Raw genomic sequence first — 22,144 nt, forward strand, 5'->3', positions numbered from 1 at the left:
GACCAAGATCTGCACGCTGTCAACGCCTTGTTGATCTGCACGAAACAAACCATTGACACCGCGAAGAGGCCGGGAGAAGACTGGCGCGAACTCGTTGTCCGCGTGGCGGACGAGCGTCCGAGAGGAGCTGCGATGAGCACTGACAGCCGGCCGACCATCCTGCGTAACGGCCTGGTACTGACCATGGACGACTCACATACCGTTCTCCCCGGCGCCGACGTGCTCGTTGTCGACGGCCGCATAGCCGAGGTCGGCACCGGCCTCACCGCGCCCGAGGGCGCCCTCGAGATCGACGCCACCGGCGGCGTGATCATGCCCGGCATGATCGACACCCATCGGCACATGTGGCAGACCGCCATGCGGGGCTACGGCGCCGACTGGACCCTCACGCAGTACTTCGTCTGGTACTACCTGGAGTCGGGCAAGCTGTTCCGCCCCGAGGACATCCACGCCGGCAACCTGCTCGCCGCCATCGAGGCGATCGACGCCGGCGTGACCACCACCGTCGACTGGTCACACGGCCTGCAGACCGCCGATCACGCCGACGCCGCGGTCGACGCGCTCGAGGCCGTGCCCGGCCGGTTCGTCCTGGCGTACGGAAACATCCAGCAGGGGCCGTGGGAGTGGGCCACCTCCGACACGTTCCGCGACTTCTACCGCCGGCGCGTCGACGGCGGCAAGCTGGCCGGCTTCCAGATGGCCTTCGACGTCACCGGCGACCCCTCCTTCCCCGAGAAGGCCGCGTTCGAGGTCGCCCGCGAGCTCGGCGCCGCCGTGACCACGCACGCCGGCGTCTGGGGCGCCACGAACGACGACGGCATCCGGCTCATGCACGAGAACGGCTTCATGGGCCCCACCAATGTGTACGTCCACGCCGCCACCCTCACGCACGACTCGTACAACCGGATCGCCGCCACCGGCGGCTCCGTCTCGGTCTCCACCGAGAGCGAGCAGAGCGCCGGCCAGGGCTACCCGCCCACCTACCAGCTGCGCCACCACGACATCCCGGTCTCGCTGTCGATGGACACCAGCGTCTGGTGGAGCGGCGACCTGTTCTCGGCGATGCGCACCACGCTCGGCGCCGACCGCTCGCGCGAACATCTCGAGGCCCACTCCAAGCAGGAGACGGTGACCCACGCTCACCTGCGGGCCGAGCACGTCGTCGAGTGGGCGACCCGCGGCGGCGCTCGCGCGCTCGGCATGGACTCGCAGGTCGGCGCGCTCACTCCGGGCCGGCAGGCCGACATCGTGTTGATCACGAACGAGGCCTCGCCCGTGATGTTCCCGGTGCTCCACCCGTACGGGCACGTCGCCTTCCAGGCGCAGCGCGGCGACGTGCACACCGTGCTGGTCGGCGGCCGGGTCGTGAAACAGGACGGCCGGCTCGTCGGCGTCGACCTGGCGGCGGCCCGGGCCAAGGTCGAGGCGACCGTCGACTACCTGCGCGAGACGATGGGCGAGGAGGCCTGGCGGCGCGGGATGAACCCCGATGTGCCTGAGACGGCGATCCGCGAGAACCCGTACCAGTACACCGAGTGGGACGCCGGTTCGGCGCAGTGGAAGCATTAGGAGATGACCGATACCGGAAGGGGCGCTGGGCCTGACTTCATCGAGGCGCTCGCGCGCGGCCTCGACGTCCTGCGCTCCTTCCGCCCGGGTCAGCCGTCGATGACGCTGAGCGACATCGCGGCCGAGACCGGCCTGGCCCGGCCCACGGTCCGCCGCATCCTGCTCACGCTGGAGGCGCTCGGCTACGCGCGAAGCGAGGGCCGCGGCTTCGCGCTGACGCCGCGCGTGCTGGAACTCGGTATGGCGTACGTGAACTCGCTGAACCTCTGGGAGGTGGCCCGCCCGCACATGGAGGAGCTGGTCGCGACCACCGGCGAGTCCACCTCGATGGCGCAGCTCGACGGCTGCGACATCGTCTACGTCGCCCGGGTCGCGGTGCCGAAGATCGTGACGCTGGCGGTCTCGATCGGTACCCGGTTCCCGGCCCCCGCGACGTCGATGGGCAAGGTGCTGCTCGCCGCGAAGGAGCCCCGGTTCGTGCCGGACATCCTGGCCGAGCACTCACGGTCCGGGATCGTCGCGCGGTACCGGCCTACCCTCGACGCCTTCATGACGGCGTTGCTGGAGGTGCGGGCCCGGGGCTGGGCGCTCGCCGACCAGGACCTGGCGCCCGGGATACGGTCGGTCGCCACGGGGGTCCGGGACGGCAACGGCCAGGTGATCGCGGCGATCAACGTGACCGTGCACGCGGCCGAGACGTCGGTGGAGACCCTGGTCGAGAAACACCTGCCCCACCTGCTGCGCACGGCCGCCGAGATCAGCGCCGACTACGCCCGGCTCGCCGCGGTCCCCACGACCACGGTCGCCGTCCCCGCCACGACGACCACAGCCTGAGCCTGCAACCCCAACCCGACCCGGCAGCCACAGCTGAGCCGGCAACCCCAACCCGACCCGGCAGCCACAGCTGAGCTGGCAACCACAACCGGGTTGGCAACCACCCGCTGGCCCAGCGACCACGGCTGAGCCGGCAACCACAACCTAGCCAATCACCACCAGCCGTGCCGGCGGCCACGGCCGGGCTGGGCACGCTTGCAGACTGTGCACACCGCCGCTTGATCCGGGTCATCGGCGGGTATGAGTGAATTTCATGAAGGTGGTGTCAGAACTCTTCGATCCCGAGCCGCCGCGCTGGGGTCTCCGGGGCGACCCGTGGGTGTGGCGGGCCATGGCCGAGCGCCTGGCCACCACTTACTTGCCGCCTTCCCTCGGTGAGATCGAGCGGCTGCTCTACGCCGAGTTCGATCGGCTGGTCAGCGTCAACCTGGCGTCCGAGACCACCGAGTGGGTGGTCCGTGAGGAGTTCGCGCATGGCGGCATCTCCAGCGGCGCCGTGCACCTGGACACCTGGCGAGCCGAGCTCATCCCGCTGCTCCTCGACCGGGCGAGCAGCCGCGTCGCCGGCTGAAACCAGCCAAGCAGCCGCCGCGGGCTGAAACCAGCCAAGCCGCCGCGGCGAGCTGAAACCAGCCAAGCGGCCGCCGCGGGCTGAGACCGGGCAGCGGTCGCGGGCTGAGGTCGGGTTTTTGAGCGTCACCGCTCACGCACGTCGCCGTGGCGGGGTGAGCGGTTTGGGCGCGCCAGCGCCCAGCTCACCCCGTCGCGGCCCTCGGCGGGAGCAGCGGACCGTACGCCCCACCCCGCTACGACATGACCTTGACCTTGAATTAATGGCCGTTGAAGGCGTCTCGCATGCGGCTGAAGAAGCCGCCCTGCTTGCTCAGCTCGGCCACGTCCTCGCCTCGGGTCTTGGCGAAGTCGCGCAGCATGCGCTCCTGGTCGGCGGTCAGCTTCGTCGGGGTCTTGACGTCCAAGTGCACGAACAGGTCGCCTCGGCCCTGGCCCCTCAAGTGGGGCACGCCCTTGCCCCGGATGCGGAGCGTGCTTGCCGGCTGCGTGCCCGATTTGACCTCGATGCCCTCTTCGCTGTCGAGGGTCTTGATCGTCAGGCGGGTGCCCAGGGCGGCCGCGGTCATCGGCAGCGTCACGCGGCAGTGCAGGTCGTCGCCCTTGCGGGAGTAGACGTCGTGCGGGCGTTCGTGGATCTCCACGTACAGGTCGCCGGGGGTGCCGCCACCGGGACCCACCTCGCCCTGCTGGGCCAGGCGGATGCGCATGCCGTCCTCGACGCCGGCCGGGATCTTCACCGTCAGCGAGCGGCGGGTGCGCACGCGGCCGTCGCCGGCGCACGTGGGGCAGGGGTGCGGGATGACCGTGCCGTGGCCCTGGCAGGTGGCGCAGGGGCGCGACGACACGACCTGGCCCAGGAATGTCCTCTGCACGCTCTGCACCTCGCCCCGGCCGGCGCAGGTCTCACACGTCGCCAGGTGGGTGCCCGGCGCCGTGCCCGCTCCCGAACACTGCGTGCACAGCACCGCCGTGTCGACCGTGATCGGCGCCTCCACTCCGAAGGCCGTCTCGTTCAGGTCGAGCTCGAGCCGCAGGATCGCGTCGGCCCCTGGGCGGGTGCGCGGGCGCGGTCCACGGCCGCCGCCACCGGCCGCCGTGCCGAAGAAGGCGTCCATGATGTCCTGGAAACCGACGAACGGGCCGCCGGCTCCGCCCGGGCCGCCGGGGCCCATGCCGCCGCCGGGCGCGAGCGGGTCGCCGCCCAGGTCGACGATCTGGCGCTTCTGGTCGTCGGACAGGACCTCGTACGCCGCGTTGATGTCCTTGAACTTCTCGTGCGCTTCCGGGTCCGGGTTGACGTCCGGATGGTACTGCCGAGCCAGTTTGCGGTAGGCGCGCTTGATCTCGTCGTCGGTGGCTTCCCGGCTCACGCCGAGAATGCCGTAGTAGTCCTTGGCCACGGGCTCCGCAATCCTCGTCAATTTTGTGCTAGAAGGTCGCCCACGTAGCGTGCCACCGCGCGCACGGTCGCGATGGTGCCGGGGTAGTCCATCCGGGTGGGGCCGAGCACACCGAGCCCACCGACGATCGTCGCACCGGGGCCGTACCCCGTGCTGACCACGGACGCCGACCGCAGGTTGTCGATCTCGTTCTCGTCGCCGATCCGGACCCTGGTGGTGCTCGGTTCCAGATCGCCGATCAGCTTCAGCAGGATGACCTCTTCCTCGAGGGCTTCGAGGACCGGCCGGAGGGTGCCCTGGAAGTCCAGCACGCCCCCTCTTGTCAGGTTAGCCGTACCCGCCAACGCGAGGCGTTCCTCACTGCGCTCCACCAATGTCTCGAGGAGCACCGAGGCGAGGCACGCCATCGTGGCCCGGCTCTCCGGCGCGCAGTCGTCGACCAGGCCCTGCACCAGCGGCGGGGTCTCGGCGAGCTTCCTACCGGCGAGTTTCTCGTTCACACGGCGGCGCAGGTCGGTGACGTCGTCGGCCGGCACCGGGCCGGGCAGCTCGACCAGGCGCTGCTCGACGCGGCCGGTGTCGGCGATCATCACCAGCATGAGGCGCGTGGTGGAGATCGGCACCAGCTCGAGGTGACGCACCGAGGAGCGAGCCAGCGACGGGTATTGCACGACGGCGACCTGACGGGTGAGCTGCGCGAGCAGGCGCACCGTGCGGTGCACCACGTCGTCGAGGTCGACCGCGCCGATCAGGAACCGCTCGATGGCCCGCCGCTCGGCCGGGCTCAGCGCCTTGACCTTGGAGAGGCGGTCGACGAACAGCCGGTAGCCGGCGTCGGTGGGCACCCGGCCGGCGCTGGTGTGCGGCTGCCGGATGTAGCCCTCCTCCTCGAGCACCGCCATGTCGTTGCGCACGGTGGCCGGGGAGACGCCCAGCTGGTGGCGCTCGACCAGCGCCTTGCTGCCGACGGGCTCCTGGGTCTCGACGTAGTCCTCGACGATCGCGCGAAGCACTTCGAGCTTGCGGTCATCGAGACTCATATGACCCCTCCCCCACTGGCTTGGCACTCCGGATGACAGAGTGCCAGTCTACGTCGCCGTGGACGGCAGCGCGATGATCGAGTGCACTGTCTATTCATCCACCTGATCAGCATGTCGCCCTCGACCGCATTGAAGTGCGGCCCTACCGTGTCAGCCATGACTGAACCGCCTCGCCCGCCTGGTGAGCCGAACCCGAATGACCCCACCAGGCCGTTCAACCCTTATGCGGCTAACGACCCGACTTCCGGATCGACACCGCCGCCCTACACGCCGCCTCCGGGATACAGCCCCCCGCCCGGTTATCAGCAGCAGCCTCCGCCGGGCTACCAGCCGGGATACGGCGGCTACGGCGGCCCCACGCAGGACGACCGCACGTGGATCCTGGTCGCCCACTTCGGCGGCGCCGCCGGCGCCTTCCTGGGCGGTGGCCTCTCCGGCTGGATCGCCCCGCTGATCTCGCTGCTGGCCAAGGGCAACCAGTCGCCGTCGGTGCGCGCCGAGTCGGTCAAGGCGCTCAACTTCCAGATCACCTGGGCGATCGCCACCCTGATCGGCTGGGTGACCTCGTGCATCGGCATCGGCTTCATCATCATCGCGGCGGCCGCGCTGATCGCCATCATCTTCGGCATCATCGCCGGCGTGAAGGCCATCAACAACGAGCCGTACGACTATCCGATGTCCTTGAAGCTCATCAAGTAGTTCGGCCGGGCACGGGGGCCCGGCGCTTCAATTTCCTATACGACGTCGCGGATCACGGCGTCGGCCAGCAGACGGCCACGCAGGGTCAGTTCCAGACGGCCCTTCTCGTACGCCTTGGCGTCGAGCAGCCCGTTGGCCAGCGCCTGCTTCGCGCCCACCTGGTCGAGCCGGTCGAGGGCGATCCCCTCGCGCAGGCGTACCCGCAGCATGACGTCCTCGACGTGCCGGTCCTCGCCGGTCAGCAGCTCACGCGCCTGGCCGGGAGAAACACCTTCGTCAAGCCTTTGCGTGTACGTCGACGGGTGCTTGACGTTCCACCAGCGAACCCCGCCGACGTGGCTGTGCGCGCCCGGCCCGAGGCCCCACCAGTCGGCGCCGGTCCAGTAGAGCAGGTTGTGCCGGCAGCGGGCCTCGTCCGAGGTGGCCCAGTTCGACACCTCGTACCACTCGAAGCCGGCGCCGCTCAGGGCCCGCTCGGCCGCCAGGTAGCGGTCGGCGGCGACGTCGTCCGAGGGGTACGGGATCTCGCCGCGCCGCATGCGGGCGGCCATCCGGGTGCCGTCCTCGACGATCAGCGAGTACGCGCTGACGTGGTCGACGCCCGCGTCGATCACCGCCCGCAGCGACGCCTCGAAGTCGTCGGCTGTCTCACCCGGTGTTCCGTAGATCAGGTCGAGGTTGACGTGCTCGAAGCCGGCCTCGCGGGCCTCACGAGCGGCCTGTGGCGCGCGTCCCGCCGTGTGCTTGCGATCCAGGATGCGCAGCACTCCCGGCGCCGCCGATTGCATGCCCAGCGAGATCCGGTTGAAGCCGTGCTTCCGCAGCGTGCGCAGATACGACAAGTCCACAGATTCCGGATTTGCCTCGGTGGTGATCTCGGCCCCGGGTGCCAGGCCCCACGTCTCGTCGATCCCGTTCAGGATCCGCCCGAGATCGTCGGCGCTCAGCAACGTCGGCGTCCCTCCCCCGAAGAACACCGTGTCCACTTTTTCCGGATTTATGACGCTAGAGGCCAGCTTCAACTCACGCAAAACCGTCGAGGCGTACGAATCCCGGCTCGCCCCTCCCCCAAGCTCGGCGGCGGTATACGTGTTGAAGTCGCAGTATCCGCATCGAGACGCGCAGAACGGCACGTGGACATAGACGGCGAACCCGTTCCGGCCGACCTCCGCCGTCGCGGTAGCGGGAAGCGACCCGTCGGAAGGGACAGGTGAACCATCGGGAAGTGCGCCGGCCATCCGTCAAGTGTGCACGCCGCCCGTTAGGGTGCCGCCATGGCTCTGGTCCGTACCGTCACCGACGCCGGGGTGACCACCATGACCCTGGACAGCCCGGCGAACCGCAACGCTCTCTCCACCCCTCTCATGCGCGAGCTTCTGGACGCGCTGGCCGAGGCCCTGACCGACGTCTCGGTCCGGGCCGTCGTCCTCTCGCACACCGGCCCCGTCTTCTGCTCGGGCGCCGATCTCAAGGAGACCGCCGAGGCCCGCGAGACCGGCCGGGTCCCGGCCGAGCTCCTGGCCGACGTCCTGGCCGCGCTCTGGGAGTTCCCCAAGCCCGTGGTCGCGCGCGTCGGCGGACCGGCCCGGGCCGGCGGGCTCGGCCTGATCGCCGCCGCCGACATCGCGGTCTGCACCGACGAGGCGACATTCGCTTTCTCCGAGGTACGTCTCGGCGTCATCCCGGCCGTGATCAGCGCGACCGTGCTTCCCCGCCTGGCCCCTCGGGCCGCCGCCGAGCTCTATCTCACCGGTGACGTCTTCGACGGGTTCCGGGCCAGGGAGATCGGCCTCGTCACCGCCGTCACCACGGCCGACGATCTCGACAAGACCATTTCGCGGTACTGCGCCAGCCTGGTGCGAGGCGGGCCACTCGCGCTTGCGGGCGCCAAACAACTTCTCCGCCGTACGCCTCATGAAAGCGTCCGTGAGGAGCTCGCAGAACTTTCCCAGCGTTCGGCGGGATACTTCCGCTCGGCCGAGGGCCGCGAGGGCGTCGCCGCCTTCCGGGAGAAGCGCGACGCCGCCTGGGTCCCAGTGACCAGGCAGGGGTGATCTCGTTGACTACTCTTGTTGCCTGAACAACCTTGGGGGTGTGGGTGCGCAGGACACCGGTCGTGGCGGCGCTGGCGGTGGTCACGCTCGTCGGTGCGCTCGGCGTGTTCGCCGTCGTCCGCTCGTTCTCCGGCGGCCTCAAGCTGCCCACCATCGGCCCCGAGTGCGTCGTGCGGGCCGACGGCGAGGTCACGCTCGACTACGTGCAGATGGCCAACGCCGCGACGATCACCGCCGTGGGCGTGCGCAAGGGCATGCCCGAGCGGGCCGTGGTGATCGCGCTGGCCACCGCGCTCCAGGAGTCGAAGCTGGAGAACCTCGACACCGGCGACCGCGACTCGGTCGGGCTCTTCCAGCAGCGTCCCAGCCAGGGCTGGGGCACGGTCGAGAAGATCAAGGACCCGAGGTACGCGGCCGACAAGTTCTACACCGCGCTCAAGAAGGTCAAGGGCTACCAGAAGATGCGGGTCACCGACGCCGCGCAGAAGGTGCAGCGTTCGGCCTATCCCAACGCGTACGAGAAATGGGCCGACGAGTCGGCCGTGCTGGCCAGGGCGCTGACCGGGCGGGCGACCGGCGCCGTGGAGTGCTCGGTGAGCGGCTCGCCGGTGCTGCGCGGCGCCGCCGCGTCGGCCGCTCTGCTCGAGGGCCTGCGGCTCGACTGGGGCAAGGGCCTGACCGAGTCGGCGACCACCGGGCCGGCGGCCGGCCTGACCGTCGCGGTGGCCGACGTGAACGCCGGCTGGCGCTATGCCCACTGGCTCGTCGCTCATGCCTCGGCGACCGGCCTCGAACGGGTACGTTTCGCTGATCTCGAGTGGCACGCGCCGGACGGCAAGTGGCAGGCGGCGACCGCGCAGGGTGGCGCCGACAGCCGCCGCGTGATCGCCGAAGTGTTCGATTGACGTCCGATTTTCGGTGTGTGGCCGGAAATTTCGGACGGCGTTTCCCTCACTCTGAGTGGTGTTGGCCGTTTTCGGTACGCAGTTGCGTAGCGTATACATCGACGTGGACAGACAGCTACCGTCCTGGTACTAAGTAGGACGTGTCGAGGGCGATCGAGTGGATCCTTCTGGGTTCTGGCAGCTGTCTGGCGATCCTGGCGGGAGTCCGCCGTTACCGTCCGGCCCGGCTGGGGCCCTGGCTGCTGCTGGCCGCCGCGGTCGCGGCGCTGGCCACGGGCGACGTCTTTTTCGCTCTGCGTGATCACGGCTTGGCCGACGCGTTCTATCTGGCGATGTACGCGCTGGTCGCCGGCGCGCTGCTGCGGTTCACCAGCGGCGGCTCGGCGATCGACGACCGGGCCCGGCTGATCGACCTGCTCGCGTTCGCCTGCGCCAGCCTGCTGGTCCTGTGGGTCTTCGTGTTCGGCGGCATGTCCGAGCTGGGCGGCATCTCGGCCGCCGACGTCATCGGCTCCGTCCTGCTGGTCGGGGTGGCCGTGCGCCTCAACCTGGCCACCGGCCGCAACATCGCCGCCATGCTGCTGCTCCTGGGCGCGCTGGGCATGCTGGCCGGCGACATCATCTATCCGCTGAGCCCGGGCACGGCCGCCGAGACCGGCTATCGCGTGCTCTACGTGGCCTGGGGCCTGGCCGCCCTGCACCCGTCGATGGCCCGTCTCACCATGCCGGAGACCCCGCGCCCGCCCGCGTGGCGCGGCCACTGGGCGGCGCTGCTGGTCCTGTCGGTGGCCACCCCGCCACTGGTCCTGATGATCGAGGCGCTCACCGGCACTGTGGACGACGGCGTGCCGATCGCGGTGGCGGCGGCGATCACCCTCACCCTGACGATCACCCGCCTGGCCGACGCGGTGACCCTGAACAGCCGGGCCCTGGCCCGCGAGCGCGGTCTGCGCGGCGCGAGCGCCGATCTGGTGGCCGCGGCCGACCTGCCGGCCGTCGACGAGGCGCTCCGCTCCGCCGTCGCGATCCTGCTGCCGGAGCAGACCGTGCGGCGTGTGGTCTTCGCCACCGACGATCGCCAGATGGCGCTGGAGGCCCTGCCGCCCGCCCCCGCCGGCCGTCGCACGCGCAGCTGGTGGGCCGACGAGTCGCCCTCGGCCGAGGGCATCCTGATCTGCCCGCTGTGGCTGGAGCCGCTGGCCGTGGCCCGGCCCAGCGGCGGCGCCCTGGTGCTGACCGGCCGCCGCGACGCCCTGGCCGCCGCCCGCGACGCGCTCGAGGTGCTGGCCGGCCAGGCCGCCCTGGCTCTCGACCGGATCAGCCTGGTCGAGGCGGTCGGCCGCCGCGACAGCGACCTCTACCTGCGAGCTGTGATCCGGAACACAGCCGACCTCATGCTGGTGCTCGATGAGGACCAGCGGGTCCGCTACGCCAGCCCCGGCCTGCACGACCTGCTGGGCGACGATGATCTCTCCCCGCTGTCCACCTTCGCCGACCTGGTCGACGGGGATGACCAGGGGCAGATCCGCCGCGCGTTCGCGGCCGGCGGCGACGGGACGATCTTCTGCGCGCTGCGCCGTCCCGACCACGGCCGGGTGCTGGTCGAGGCCACGTACCGCGATCTGCGCGAGGATCGCCTGGTCCAGGGTTTCGTGGTGACGATGCGCAACGTCACCGAGGGCAACGCCGCGGCCGAGCACCTTCCGCACCGCGAGCAGGTGGAGGACCTGCCGGCCTGGGTGAACCGCCGCAGCGCCCAGCACAAGTTCCGGTATTAGAAAACACAAAAGCGCCGGACCTTTCGGTCCGGCGCTTTTGTTGGTGCCTTATCGGGTGAGGCGGCGACGACCGCCGACACCCGCCACCAGGGCAACACCGATCGCGGCCAGGACGACCTGGAAGAACAGCTCGATCCAGTCGAAGCCCTTGGTGTCCGCGACGCCGGTAGCGCGAGCGATCACCGTGCCCAGCAGGGCGGCCACGACGCCGATGACCAGGGTCAGCCACAGCGGGATGTTCTGCTTGCCCGGAACAACCAGGCGGCCCAGGGCGCCGATGATGAGACCGACGATGAGGGCGGTGATGATGCCGGTGACAGTCATTGGGGGATCCTCTCGGGGGTGAAGCAATTCGTTGCGTCCGTCGAGACCCAGAGTTCCCGACCCCCTCGAAAGCCAAACCGCCTATTTTTTGTTTGCTCCCTTGGAGTCCGGAGAGTCGGATGTCGACAGTGCGGCGATGAAGGCCTCCTGCGGGACCTCCACGCGGCCGACCATCTTCATCCGCTTCTTGCCCTCCTTCTGCTTCTCGAGCAGCTTGCGCTTACGGCTGATGTCACCGCCGTAGCACTTCGCGAGGACGTCCTTGCGGATGGCCCGGATGGTCTCGCGGGCGATGATCCGGCTGCCGATGGCAGCCTGGATGGGGACCTCGAACTGCTGCCGCGGAATGAGTTTCTGCAGCTTGGCCGCGATGGTCACGCCATAGTTGTACGCCTTGTCCTTGTGCACGATCGCACTGAACGCGTCGACCGGCTCGCCGTGCAGCAGGATGTCCACCTTGACCAGATCGGCCACCTGCTCGCCGGAGGGCTCGTAGTCGAGCGAGGCGTACCCCTTGGTCTTGCTCTTGAGCTGGTCGAAGAAGTCGAAGATGATCTCCGCGAGCGGCAGCGTGTACCGCAGCTCGACCCGCTCGGGCGACAGGTATTCCATGCCGAGCAGCGATCCGCGCCGGCTCTGGCACAGCTCCATGACGGCGCCCACGTAGTCGTTGGGCACCAGCACGGTGGCCCGTACGACCGGCTCGTGAATCTCGGCGATCTTCCCGTTGGGGAACTCGCTCGGGTTGGTGACGACCTTCTCCTCGGCGTCCTCGGTGTAGACGCGGTAGACCACGTTGGGCGCGGTCGAGATCAGGTCGAGGTTGAACTCGCGCTCCAGCCGCTCCCCGATGATCTCCAGGTGGAGCAGGCCGAGATATCCGACGCGGAAGCCGAAGCCGAGAGCGGCCGAGGTCTCCGGCTCGTAGACCAGCGCGGCGTCGTTGAGCTTGAGCTTGTCGAGCGCGTCGCGCAACGCCGGGTAGTCGGAGCCGTCGATCGGATAGAGACCCGAGTAGACCATCGGCTTCGGGTCCTTGTAGCCGCCGAGGGGCTCGGTGGCGGGCCGGACGTTGCCGGTGACGGTGTCACCGACCCGGGACTGGCGGACGTCCTTCACGCCGGTGATCAGATATCCGACCTCGCCCACACCGAGCGCGCCGGCCTTCTCCATCTCGGGCGACACGACGCCGATCTCGAGCAGCTCGTGCACGGCCCCGGTGGACATCATCTTGATCCGGTCGCGGGCCTCGATGCGCCCGTCGATGACCCGGACGTAGGTGACCACGCCCCGGTAGACGTCGTACACCGAGTCGAAGATCATCGCGCGGGCCGGAGCCTGGGCGTCACCGACCGGCGGCTGGAACTGCCGGACGATCTCGTCGAGCAGGTGGTCGACGCCGACGCCGGTCTTGCCGGAGACCCGCAGCACGTCGGTGGGCTCGCAGCCGATCAGCTTGGCCAGCTCCTCGGCGTACTTCTCGGGCTGAGCGGCCGGCAGGTCGATCTTGTTGAGCACCGGGATGATGTGCAGGTCGTTCTCCATCGCCAGGTAGAGGTTGGCGAGGGTCTGCGCCTCGATGCCCTGCGCGGCGTCGACGAGCAGGACGGCGCCTTCACAGGCGGCGAGACTGCGGGAGACCTCGTACGTGAAGTCGACGTGCCCCGGCGTGTCGATCATGTTGAGAACGGCGCTCTCGCCCGTACGCTCGCCATCGCGAACGGTCCAGGGCATGCGCACGGCCTGCGACTTGATCGTGATGCCGCGTTCGCGCTCGATGTCCATGCGGTCGAGATACTGAGCACGCATCTGACGCGGGTCGACCACCCCGGTGATCTGCAGCATGCGGTCAGCCAGCGTCGACTTGCCGTGGTCGATGTGGGCGATGATGCAGAAGTTGCGGATCCGAGCGGGATCGGTGTTGCCGATCACGTTCACGCCGGGGTCGAGCGGTCCAGGCACGATCTTCCGTTCTTCTCAAACTTCACGACGCCGGCGAGCCACCGACGCGCTCTATCGTCCCACGCCCGCGCGTGGCCCCCGCTCACACCCGTTCAACCGCACTTCCCCCACCGACGGAACTCTTGTGACCCGCACGCGCCCCGGCCCGCCCCGCAGCGCCGTTCTGCCTGCTCAGATCCCCGAAACCTAAATCTTGGCCAACGGAACGAACGGCGAGGGCGGCAACTCCACGCTGATCTGATCACCGGCCCGAACCACCCCGCCCCGCAACACCACGCCCATCACGCCACCCTTGCGCACCACGTTGCCATCACCGTCCTGCCCGACGACTTCTTTGAGCAGCCCACGCCGGAACCGGTCGATCTGCACACACGGATTCCGCAGCCCCGCCACAATCACCGCCGCCCGCGGGTCTCCTCCCCCCGAAGCCACGGCCGCGTCATCACGCGCCGCCGCCGAAGCCACCGCATCAGCAGCCGCCGCCGTAGCCTCATCGAGCACCGCCGCCGCAGCTGCTCCCAACACCGCAGCCAGCACAGCCGAGCCAGCCTCAGCACCGCCCGCCCCCACAGCCGAGCCAGCCTCAGCGCCGCCCGCCCCCACAGCGCCGCCCAGCCCAGCGGCGCCGTCCGAGCCCTCCGGCCCCGAGCGGTCCGCCGCCGGCGGGCCGAAGCGCAGGATCGTGCCCAGCGGCAGCCCTAGCAGGTCGACGCCGCTGGTCGTCACGTTCTCGCCCAGATTGCCGGGCTCGACCGAATAGCCCTTCTCGCCAACCTCGTCGAACAGCTCCTGGTGGATCAGGTGCACCTGCCGCAGGTTCGGCTGGGTCGGATCGGCCTTCACCCGGCTCCGGTGCCGCACGTTCACCCCGGCGTGCACATCACCCTCGACCCCGATCCCGGCCACGAGCACGATCTCGTCCCGCACCGGCTTGGTGAACGAGTAGACATCGTTGCAACTGACCGAAGCGACCGTTCCCCGCAGAAGACTCATGCGCCGAGTCTCGCCGACCCCCTCCGGCCCGCTCGACCCATTTCCCGCACCCCGGAACACCCCACCGTGGCGCCACGCCCGAACGAGGCGCCGGCGGAGGTAGCCGAAAGAGCACATCCGAGTACAGGCGGGCGAAGGCAGGCGGGTGGGTGAGTGGGCGAAGGCGGACGGGCGGACGGGCGGACGGGCGGGCGGAGGCGGGCGGCCAAGGCAGGCGGGTGGGTGAGTGGGCGAAGGCGGACGGGTGGGCGAAGGCGGGCGAGCTAGGGCGGCGGGGCAGTGGCACGGGTAGGCGAGAGCTGTCCGGGTACGGACAGCCGGGCAAGGCGAGGGCGGCCCGGCTCAGGACGGGGCAGCCGACGAAGGGGCGGGTGGCTGTCAGTCCGGTGGGGCCAGGAACAAGGCGGACAATTTGGGCAGGCGTCGCTGCATTTCCTCCTCGTTGTCGAAATCCCACAGGTCGCCGGCGTCGGGTCTGGTCGCTGGTCTCTCCTCGGCCGGGAGCTCCTGGCCGGTGGCCTGCGCGTACGCGTCGGCGGCGATGTGCAGCACCTCCTCGGCCTCGAAGACGGCGCCGGAGTCGGCCGCGTTTTTGATCACCTGGACCATGGCCAGCGAGTCGGGGGTCTTCACGGAGCGCGCCACCGCGTCGCGGCCGTGGGCGATCAGCCAGCCGCGGAAGCTGTCGAAGCCCTCGTCGTCGCAGCCGCCGTTGATCAGGTAGGCCGCCGCCCACAGGTCGGCCGTGCCCGAGGCGACCATGACCTTGTCGAGATGTCGGCTCCAGGCCACGATCTCCTCCGGATCGCGGGTCGCCAGGTCGGCGGCGGCCCGCTTGGCCACCTCGGCGGGCGAGGCGGGCCGGTCGGCGGTCGCTCGGCCGATGACCGCCCAGAAGTCGTCGGTTCTCATGACGAGGATCCTGCCAGCGGGGTACGACAAAAACGCGCGCGGCAGGATGGTGCCGTGCGGCCGATTTCACTTCCCGACGTGCCGTACGGCGCCACAGCCGTACGGCCGAACTGGTCTGACCTGCCGAAAAGCGTCCGTAAGGCGATCACCGCGAGACTCGGCTCGCCGGTCGTCGCCGCGCGCAGCGCCGGCGGCGGCTTCACCCGGGCCTTCGCCGCCGTCCTCACCACCGCCGGCGGACCGGCCTTCTTCGTCAAGGCCGCGCCCCTGAAGGACCCCACTTCCGAGTGGTACGCCCGCGAGGGCTGGATCACGTCGTTGCTGCCACCCGGGGTCGCGGCGCCACGACCGCTATGGTCGATCGCCGAGGCCGGCTACTTCACGCTGTGCCTGGAGGCCGTCGACGGGCACGTGCCCGCGTTGCCCTGGTCGCCGGCCGAGCTGGACGCCTCGCTGTCGGCCTGGTCCGCCGCCGCGCGCGCCCTGGCCACCCCCTCGGACGAGCTGCTGGCCAGCGGCGTCCCGCCCCTGCCGGAGATCCTCCGGGCCGAGATGTCCTGGTGGTCGGAGATCGCCGCCGGCCGGGAGCCGATGCCGCACACCGCCCGGGACACCGTTGCCCCCAACCGCCTGGCCGAGCTGGCCGAGCTCGAACGGGCCGCCCCCGACCTCGTCGCCGGCTCCGGCCTCATGCATGGTGACCTGCGGATCGACAACATCATGATCGACGGTACGGGTGCCGCCCGCCTCTGCGACTGGACGTGGCCCTGCCTCGGAGCGCCCTGGTTCGACACCGTGACGCTGCTGGTGACCGCCTTCGCGAGTGGGCTCGACGTGGAGACGTACCTCCGGGAATGGAACGCCCCACCGGAAGGGGTCGACGGCGCCCTCGCCGCGCTGGCCGGCTATTGGCTCGTACGAGCCGGCGGCGGGCCGAGCAGCGCCTCCCCGCACAGCCGTCAGCATCAGCGTTTCAGCGGCGAGCAGGCGCTGTCCTGGCTCGCCGAACGACGCGGCTGGCGGTCCTGAGCTGGGCACCGTTTTGGCGGCGCGCCCGAGGGCTGGTAATCTGGTCCTTCGCGTGTGGTGACGCGCCGTTGATCGCTGTTTCGACAGAGACTTGGGGCCACCCCGCTGAGACCGTTTCCGAACAACTAGTCAGGACAAGGCTGTCGCGTGGCGAACATCAAGTCCCAGATCAAGCGCAACCGGCAGAACGAGAAGGCCCGGCTGCGCAACAAGTCGGTCAAGTCGTCGCTGAAGACCGTGATCCGCAAGCTCAATGAGGCGAGCGAGGCCGGCGACACGCAGACCGCTACGACGCTGCTGCGTGACGCTTCCCGTCAGCTGGACAAGGCCGTCAGCAAGGGTGTCATCCACAAGAACCAGGCGGCGAACCGCAAGTCGGCCATCGCCAAGCGCGTCGCGGCGCTCTCGGCCTGATCATCGCTGATCCGCTCGGCGGCCTGACCCAGTCAGGTGCCGAGCGTTTGGCTGTACGCCGCAAGACCGCACCCGGGCATCGCCGGACCACAAGGTCCACGGCGGTGCCCGGTGTCGTTTACTCGTATCGGCGGGTGGCCGACTGACGGATCCACTGCTGCTGCGCCTCGGCCTTCTCGACCCAGGGCCGTTTGACGGGCGCACCCCGGCCGCTGTCGATCAGACCGGGGAGTCGCCGCGTGGCGTCCTCGGGCAGCCGCACCGCCGGCGTGTGCTCGACGGGCCCGTACGCGGTGGCCGGCCGCAGTGACGGCCCCTCACCCACGCCGGCCCTTTCACGAGCGGCAGACGATCGGGCAGCCGCCGGATGGGCAACGGCGGAGCGCGATTGGATCAGCGAGCCCGCGATGACGTCGTTCAGCTTGACCATCACCGCGACCGTGGCCGGCAACGCCAGCACGCCCCACCAGCTGACCAGCTCGGCCAGGGCGAGCAGAATGCCCAGGGCGACCGCGCCCTCGAGGTAGACGAAACACAGGAACCCGCTCGGCGCGACGTGGCGCAGCCGGAGCAGGCGAGCATAGAGCGGCTGATGCACGACGGTCATCGGCCACCACCCCGGCGCGCCGCGGCGACGGCGAAGACGGCCCGCTCGAGCGCGTATCCACGGTCCTCGGCCCCGCCCTTGACCGCGGCGTTGCAGTCGGCGGCCGCCCGCATCGCGTCGACCAGGCCCTCGGGCGTCCAGCCGCGGGCCCGCTCCTGCGCCCGCTGGATCTTCCAGGCGGGCATGCCGAGAGAGCTGGCCATCTGGTACGGGTTGCCGCGCCCGGCCGAGGCGACCTTGGCCACGGTCCGCACCCCGTCGGCGATGGCGTCGGCGATCGGCACCGGGTCGACGCCGACGTGCAGGGCCCACCGGAGCGCCTCGAGCGCCCCTGGAACGTCGCCGACCATCGCGGCGTCGGCCACCGTGAAGCCGCTCACCTCGGCCCGGCCCTTGTAGTACCGCGCGACCACGGCCTCCGTGATCTTGCCGTCGGTGTCGGCCATCAACTGCGAGCAGGCCGCCGCGATCTCCCGCAGGTCGTTGCCGACCGAGGCCAGCAGCGCGGCCGCGGACGCCTCGTCGCACCGCCCGCCGTTGCGCCGGAACTCGTCGCGCACGAACGCGACACGCTCCCGGTCGCCCTTGAGTTTCGCCGCGGCCACCACCGTCGCCCCGGCCGACTTGAGCCCGTCGGCCAGCGCCTTGCCCTTGGCCCCGCCGAGGTGCGAGACGATCAGCGAAACCTCGGGGTCGGGATTCTTGGCGTACGCCACCAGGGCCGCCGTCAAGTCTTTCCGTGCGTCCTGTCCACTGCGGACGACCAGCACGCGCCGCCCGCCGAACAGGGACGGGCTGAGCATCTCGGCCACCTCGCCGGCCGACAGCGCGCCCGCCTCGTACTCCCGGACGTCGGAGTCGGGATCGGCCGCACGCGCCCCCTCGACCGCCGCGGTGATCGCACGGGAGGCGAGTAGTTCCTCATCGCCTTGGACGAGCAGGAGCGGGGGAGGCGCGGTGTTCACGTCCAATATCGTCGCACGAGGGGCTGACGTTTCCGTGTGGCTCACTCCTTAGCGCACCCGCACCCGCCAGGGAATGCGAAAGCCGACATATCGGTGTTGTGCCATATCCCCGGCCACAACACCGTGACGCAATCAGGCCGCATACCCCGCCCGGCCGCCCACCTCGACCCGAATGTCCATCGACCCCCGTCCCCCGCCACAAGCAGTGCCCGAATGGACGACCCCGGGCGTGTCGTCACCACGCCGGCGTCAGAGCAGATCGGACGGCAGCATCGACCCGATCCAGGCGTCGACCCGGACGCCCCGGTGCACGAGCCGCTGCCGCAGGATCGCCTCGTAGCGGAAGCCCGCCTTCTCGGCGACCCGCCGCGACGCGACATTGCCCACCTCGGCCCGCCACTCGATCAGCCCCAGCCCGAGCGGGCCGAACCCCCACCCGCACAATGCCCGGACCGCCGCCGTGGCCAGCCCACGCCCGCGCGCCTTCGGATCCATCCAATAGCCGATCTGCGCCGCCCCGCTCCCGTCCAGCCCGAACCCGACCCGGCCCAAGGGCACGTCCTCGGTCACACGCTCGACGACGAACTCGGCCCGCTGCCCCCGATCCCAGGCCGCGATCGCCATCTCCCGTACGAAGTAGTCCGCATCCGACATCCGATAGGGAACCGGAATCTGGAGGTACTTCTGCACGGCCGGGTCCAGCGACACCTCGTACACCCACGGAATGTCGGCCACCCTGAACGGCCGCAGCCGGATCTCCCCCGCCTCGATCACTTCAAGCTCCACCCCTCGATCATGCGTCCGGCGGACTGCCCCGGGCCACCACGGCCAGGCCACGGCCGGTGTCCACCGCCGCGATGTCGCCCGACAGGTCCGTACGCAGCACGCGCGCACCGCCGCGGGTCAGGCGCGCCAGCAGGGACGCGTTCGGATGGCCGTAGTCGTTGTCGCGCCCCACCGACACCAGTGCCACGTCCGGATCGATCTCGTCGACGAACTCGGGCGACTGGAAACTCGACCCGTGGTGAGCCACCTTGAGCACGTCGGCCCGCACCGCCTCCGGCCCCAGTTGACGCAGCAGATCCTCCTGTTCCTCGGTCTCGGCGTCCCCGGCCAGCAGGACCGTCTGCCCGTTCACCCGCGCCCGCAGCACCAGCGAGTTGTTGTTCGGGTCGGAGTTCGTGCCCCGCATCGGCGCGACCGGCCCCAGAACCGTCAGTTCCAGGCCCGCCACCTCGTACGTCCAGCCGTGCCGGACCACCCGCAACGGCACCCGCCCGGCAGCCGCCGCGACCGCGGACCGCCCGGCCGGTGGTTCCGGCCAGTCCGGCCCCGCGACCGCGAGCACCTCGCGCCCGCGGAAGACCCCGGTCACGCCGCCGATGTGATCGACATGGAAGTGGCTCGCCACGAACAGCACGATTCGCCGTACGCCCAGCCGCCGCAGGCAGTGATCGACGGCGTTCGGCTCCGGCCCGGCGTCGACGACCACCGCGCCGCCCTTCCCGGCCGGCAGGACGATGGCGTCCCCCTGCCCGACCGCGCACGCGACCACCACCCAGCCCGACGGCGGCCACCCCGACGCCAGCAGCCGCACGGGCAGCGCCCCCAGGATGCCGCCCAGCGCCACCACCGTGACCAGCCGCCGGATCAGCGGCCGCCGGGCCGCCACCAGCAGCCCGGCCGTGACCACGGCCAGCAGCACCGCCCCGGCCACCCCACCCGGCCAGGGCAGCGCACCCGCCGGCACCCGGGCGCCGTACGTGGCCACCAGCACCAGCCACCGCGCCGGCCAATGCCCCACCCAGGCCGTGAACTCGGCGCCCGCCGGCCACCACGGCGACAACACCGCCGAGCCGACCCCGAAGAGCGTGGCCGGCGCGATCGCCGGCACCGCGAGAAGATTCGCCGGCACCGCCACCAGGCTCACCGTGCCGGACAGTCCCGCGACCACCGGCCCGCACGCCACCTGGGCCGCCGCCGGCACCGCCAGCGCCTCGGCCAGCCCGGCCGGGCACCCGCGCCGCCGCAGCCCGTCCCGCCAGACCGGCGCGATGAGCAGAAGACCGCTCGTGGCCAGCACCGACAGGGCGAACCCCGGATCCGCCGCCAGCTCCGGGTCGAGGAGGACCAGCACGGCCACCCCCGCCGCCAGCGCCGGCAACGCGGCCCGCGGCCGCCCCGAAGCCAGCCCCAGCAGCCCGATCGCCCCCATCGCGGCCGCGCGCACCACGCTGGGCGACGGCCGCGCCAAAATGACGAACCCCACCAGCGCCAGGCCACACACCAGCGCTGTGACCACCGGCCCGGCCCGCGTCCGCCGCACAGCGAACAGCACCACCCCCAGCACGATCGCCACGTTGGCCCCCGAAACGGCATTGAGGTGCGTCATCCCGGTCGTCCGGAAGTCCTCCTCGAGCGCCGGATCCAACCGGCTCGTATCCCCCACCACCAGCCCCGGCAGCAGCCCACCGGGCAGATCGGGCAGCGGCTCGCAGGCCCGCTGCAACCCCGCCCGCAGCGCACCCGCCGCCCGCTGCGCCCACGACGACTCGCCCCGCAACACCGGCGGCTCCCGCACCGACGCCACCGCCGCCCGCAGATCACCCCCACGCGGCGGCAGGAGCTTCCCCCGGGCCTCCACCCGCTGCCCCGGCAACAGTCCTCGCCACCCCGGGTCACTCCCCAGGACAAGCCCGCGAGCCGACAACCGCACGGCCGCCGCGTCGTCCGCCCGCACTCTCACCAGGTCGACCGCGACGAGATAGGTCGGCGGCATCCCCGGCGTCCCCCGCAGAGCCCGAGGGTCATCCTTGACAACCATTTCCAGGTGTACGGGCTCACCCGCCCGCACAAGCGCAACCAACACCTCCGATTCCCGCGCGCTGACCCGCGCCCCGGTAGCCACGCCCCCACAGGCCACCCCGAGCAACGAGGCCACGACGACCCACCGAGCGGCCCTCAACCACCCCATGGATCGCGCGCCGACCAACCCGGCCAGCAGGGCGGCGGCCGCACCGAGAAGCACCCCCGAGAGCGCCGAGAGGTGGAGAGCGGCCAGCGACGACAGCCACGTCCCCAGCGCGAACCCGGCCAGCCGAAGATCGGCCACATCCGTCATACCGTCACCAGATCCTTGAGCTGCTCGTAGCGCGCGTCCCCGATGCCGTCGACCTTGCGGAGATCGCTGACGGACTTGAAGCCGCCCTGAGCGTCCCGGGCGTCGAGGATGCGCTGGGCCAGGACCGGTCCCACGCCGGGCAGGGTGTCCAGGTCGGACAGGGTGGCGGTGTTGAGGTTGACCGGGGCGCCGGGAGCTGGCGTCCCGCCCGCGGCGGGAGCCGCCGGCCCGGTCGGCACCACGACGCCGGGCGGCGGGGTGACACCCACGAGGATCAGTTCGCCGTCGACGACCTTGCGGGCCAGGTTCAGCATGGCCACGTCGACGCCCGGGTCGGTGCCGCCGGCGGCGTTGAGGGCGTCGGCCACCCGGGCACCGGCGGCAAGGCGCACCAGGCCCGGATGGCGCACTCTGCCACCCACCGCGACAACCACTTCAGCCGACTTGGAGGCCGTCCCCGACGCCACCGTGTTCTCGCCGGCAGTGTCGTCGGTGGACGGCGCCGACTCGAAGACAGGCGGTTCCACCGAGTCCACCTGAGGGCGGGCCCGCCAGGCCAGGAAGGCGGCGACCACGATCACCAGGACGGCGACCACGGCGAGCGCCTTGACCCCGCGCCGCCCCGGGTCGAAGGCCCCCAGCCCGAAACGCCGCCCTTCTCCACCGAATGCGCCGGCCGCGCTGAGCCCTTCCGGCTCCGCCGGCCACGCGTAGGAGGACGAGGCCGCCGGGCCCGAAAAGGAGGTGGAGGGGGACGAGGGTATCGGCGGGTCGGGCTCGTCCCCCTCCTGCAGAACCCAGGCCGGCGGCGGCAAGGGCCGCCCCTCAGACCTGGCCGAACTCGAGCCCGCCGCCGCACCAGCGCCACCAGGCGGCGTCGCCCACGCCGACCCCGCCGGAACCGGCCCGGGCGGAACCGACGTCGGCGCCGACGACTTGGCCGCCGGCGGCGCCGGGTCGAGGTC

At 70.8% G+C, this 22,144-nt stretch carries 21 protein-coding genes; 9 read left to right on the forward strand and 12 right to left on the reverse strand.

Annotated features, from left to right (window positions below; genetic code table 11):
- Positions 1–132: 132 nt before the first annotated feature.
- From ACFY36_RS49965 to ACFY36_RS49975, 3 genes are all read left to right on the forward strand, one after another.
- Positions 133–1,569: an amidohydrolase family protein gene (locus ACFY36_RS49965; protein WP_499752984.1), complete on the forward strand. Its 1,437-nt coding sequence runs from the start codon at positions 133–135 to the stop codon at positions 1,567–1,569.
- 3 nt (positions 1,570–1,572) lie between these two features.
- Positions 1,573–2,403 (forward strand): IclR family transcriptional regulator domain-containing protein, encoded by an 831-nt coding sequence (locus tag ACFY36_RS49970; RefSeq protein WP_499752985.1) that lies wholly within the window; start codon positions 1,573–1,575, stop codon positions 2,401–2,403.
- 262 nt (positions 2,404–2,665) lie between these two features.
- Positions 2,666–2,974 carry a hypothetical protein gene (locus ACFY36_RS49975; RefSeq protein ID WP_499752986.1) on the forward strand — a complete coding sequence of 103 codons (309 nt, stop codon included), beginning with the start codon at positions 2,666–2,668 and terminating at the stop codon, positions 2,972–2,974.
- A gap of 259 nt (positions 2,975–3,233) precedes the next feature.
- Here ACFY36_RS49975 and dnaJ read toward each other — a convergent pair whose 3' ends face one another.
- Positions 3,234–4,376 carry a molecular chaperone DnaJ gene (gene dnaJ / locus ACFY36_RS49980; RefSeq protein WP_097320270.1) on the reverse strand — a complete coding sequence of 381 codons (1,143 nt, stop codon included), beginning with the start codon at positions 4,374–4,376 and terminating at the stop codon, positions 3,234–3,236.
- 17 nt (positions 4,377–4,393) lie between these two features.
- Entirely contained in the window at positions 4,394–5,416 is a 1,023-nt protein-coding gene (hrcA, locus tag ACFY36_RS49985; protein WP_499752987.1) for a heat-inducible transcriptional repressor HrcA, read from the reverse strand.
- 156 nt (positions 5,417–5,572) lie between these two features.
- Here hrcA and ACFY36_RS49990 point away from each other — a divergent pair, with 156 nt between their 5' ends.
- Entirely contained in the window at positions 5,573–6,115 is a 543-nt protein-coding gene (locus ACFY36_RS49990) for a DUF4870 domain-containing protein (protein WP_499752988.1), read from the forward strand.
- 35 nt (positions 6,116–6,150) lie between these two features.
- Here the strand turns inward: ACFY36_RS49990 and hemW are convergent, their stop codons facing one another.
- Positions 6,151–7,353: a radical SAM family heme chaperone HemW gene (hemW, locus tag ACFY36_RS49995; RefSeq protein WP_499752989.1), complete on the reverse strand. Its 1,203-nt coding sequence runs from the start codon at positions 7,351–7,353 to the stop codon at positions 6,151–6,153.
- Positions 7,354–7,389: 36 nt separating this feature from the next.
- Between hemW and ACFY36_RS50000 the strand changes: the two genes are divergently transcribed.
- From ACFY36_RS50000 to ACFY36_RS50010, 3 genes are all read left to right on the forward strand, one after another.
- A complete protein-coding gene (locus ACFY36_RS50000) occupies positions 7,390–8,169 on the forward strand; it encodes an enoyl-CoA hydratase-related protein (protein WP_499752990.1) in 780 nt (259 codons plus the stop codon).
- Positions 8,170–8,207: 38 nt separating this feature from the next.
- Positions 8,208–9,074: a hypothetical protein gene (locus ACFY36_RS50005; RefSeq protein ID WP_499752991.1), complete on the forward strand. Its 867-nt coding sequence runs from the start codon at positions 8,208–8,210 to the stop codon at positions 9,072–9,074.
- 140 nt (positions 9,075–9,214) lie between these two features.
- Positions 9,215–10,852: a PAS domain-containing protein gene (locus ACFY36_RS50010; RefSeq protein WP_499752992.1), complete on the forward strand. Its 1,638-nt coding sequence runs from the start codon at positions 9,215–9,217 to the stop codon at positions 10,850–10,852.
- 48 nt (positions 10,853–10,900) lie between these two features.
- On the opposite strand, the gene ACFY36_RS50015 is transcribed toward ACFY36_RS50010, so the two are convergent.
- The 4 genes from ACFY36_RS50015 to ACFY36_RS50030 all read right to left on the reverse strand — a co-directional run bounded on the left by ACFY36_RS50015 (position 10,901) and on the right by ACFY36_RS50030 (position 15,043).
- Entirely contained in the window at positions 10,901–11,176 is a 276-nt protein-coding gene (locus ACFY36_RS50015) for a GlsB/YeaQ/YmgE family stress response membrane protein (protein ID WP_097320277.1), read from the reverse strand.
- Between the two features lie 81 nt (positions 11,177–11,257).
- Positions 11,258–13,138, reverse strand: coding sequence for a translation elongation factor 4 (gene lepA, locus ACFY36_RS50020; RefSeq protein ID WP_499752993.1), 1,881 nt, complete (start codon positions 13,136–13,138; stop codon positions 11,258–11,260).
- Positions 13,139–13,324: 186 nt separating this feature from the next.
- A complete protein-coding gene (locus tag ACFY36_RS50025; protein WP_499752994.1) occupies positions 13,325–14,131 on the reverse strand; it encodes an MOSC domain-containing protein in 807 nt (268 codons plus the stop codon).
- A gap of 378 nt (positions 14,132–14,509) precedes the next feature.
- Positions 14,510–15,043 carry a DUF4240 domain-containing protein gene (locus tag ACFY36_RS50030; protein ID WP_499752995.1) on the reverse strand — a complete coding sequence of 178 codons (534 nt, stop codon included), beginning with the start codon at positions 15,041–15,043 and terminating at the stop codon, positions 14,510–14,512.
- A gap of 54 nt (positions 15,044–15,097) precedes the next feature.
- Between ACFY36_RS50030 and ACFY36_RS50035 the strand changes: the two genes are divergently transcribed.
- Together ACFY36_RS50035 and rpsT are read left to right on the forward strand one after the other, a co-directional pair.
- Positions 15,098–16,072 (forward strand): phosphotransferase family protein, encoded by a 975-nt coding sequence (locus tag ACFY36_RS50035; RefSeq protein ID WP_499752996.1) that lies wholly within the window; start codon positions 15,098–15,100, stop codon positions 16,070–16,072.
- Positions 16,073–16,219: 147 nt separating this feature from the next.
- Positions 16,220–16,486, forward strand: a complete 267-nt coding sequence (rpsT, locus tag ACFY36_RS50040) for a 30S ribosomal protein S20 (RefSeq protein WP_097320282.1) — start codon at positions 16,220–16,222, stop codon at positions 16,484–16,486.
- A gap of 118 nt (positions 16,487–16,604) precedes the next feature.
- Here rpsT and ACFY36_RS50045 read toward each other — a convergent pair whose 3' ends face one another.
- From ACFY36_RS50045 to ACFY36_RS50065, 5 genes are all read right to left on the reverse strand, one after another.
- On the reverse strand, positions 16,605–17,093 hold the full coding sequence (locus tag ACFY36_RS50045; RefSeq protein ID WP_499752997.1) for a hypothetical protein: 489 nt from the start codon (positions 17,091–17,093) through the stop codon (positions 16,605–16,607).
- Positions 17,090–18,067 (reverse strand): DNA polymerase III subunit delta, encoded by a 978-nt coding sequence (gene holA, locus ACFY36_RS50050; protein WP_499753030.1) that lies wholly within the window; start codon positions 18,065–18,067, stop codon positions 17,090–17,092. Before holA ends, ACFY36_RS50045 begins: the two co-directional genes overlap by 4 nt.
- 240 nt (positions 18,068–18,307) lie before the next feature.
- Positions 18,308–18,844 carry a GNAT family N-acetyltransferase gene (locus tag ACFY36_RS50055; RefSeq protein ID WP_499752998.1) on the reverse strand — a complete coding sequence of 179 codons (537 nt, stop codon included), beginning with the start codon at positions 18,842–18,844 and terminating at the stop codon, positions 18,308–18,310.
- A 7-nt stretch (positions 18,845–18,851) separates the two neighbouring features.
- A complete protein-coding gene (locus tag ACFY36_RS50060) occupies positions 18,852–21,179 on the reverse strand; it encodes a ComEC/Rec2 family competence protein (protein ID WP_499752999.1) in 2,328 nt (775 codons plus the stop codon).
- Positions 21,176–21,994 (reverse strand): ComEA family DNA-binding protein, encoded by an 819-nt coding sequence (locus tag ACFY36_RS50065; protein WP_499753031.1) that lies wholly within the window; start codon positions 21,992–21,994, stop codon positions 21,176–21,178. Before ACFY36_RS50065 ends, ACFY36_RS50060 begins: the two co-directional genes overlap by 4 nt.
- Between the last annotated feature and the right edge of the window lie 150 nt (positions 21,995–22,144).

The sequence above is a fragment of the Actinoplanes sp. NPDC000266 genome (assembly GCF_042899005.1).
Taxonomy (GTDB): domain Bacteria; phylum Actinomycetota; class Actinomycetes; order Mycobacteriales; family Micromonosporaceae; genus Actinoplanes.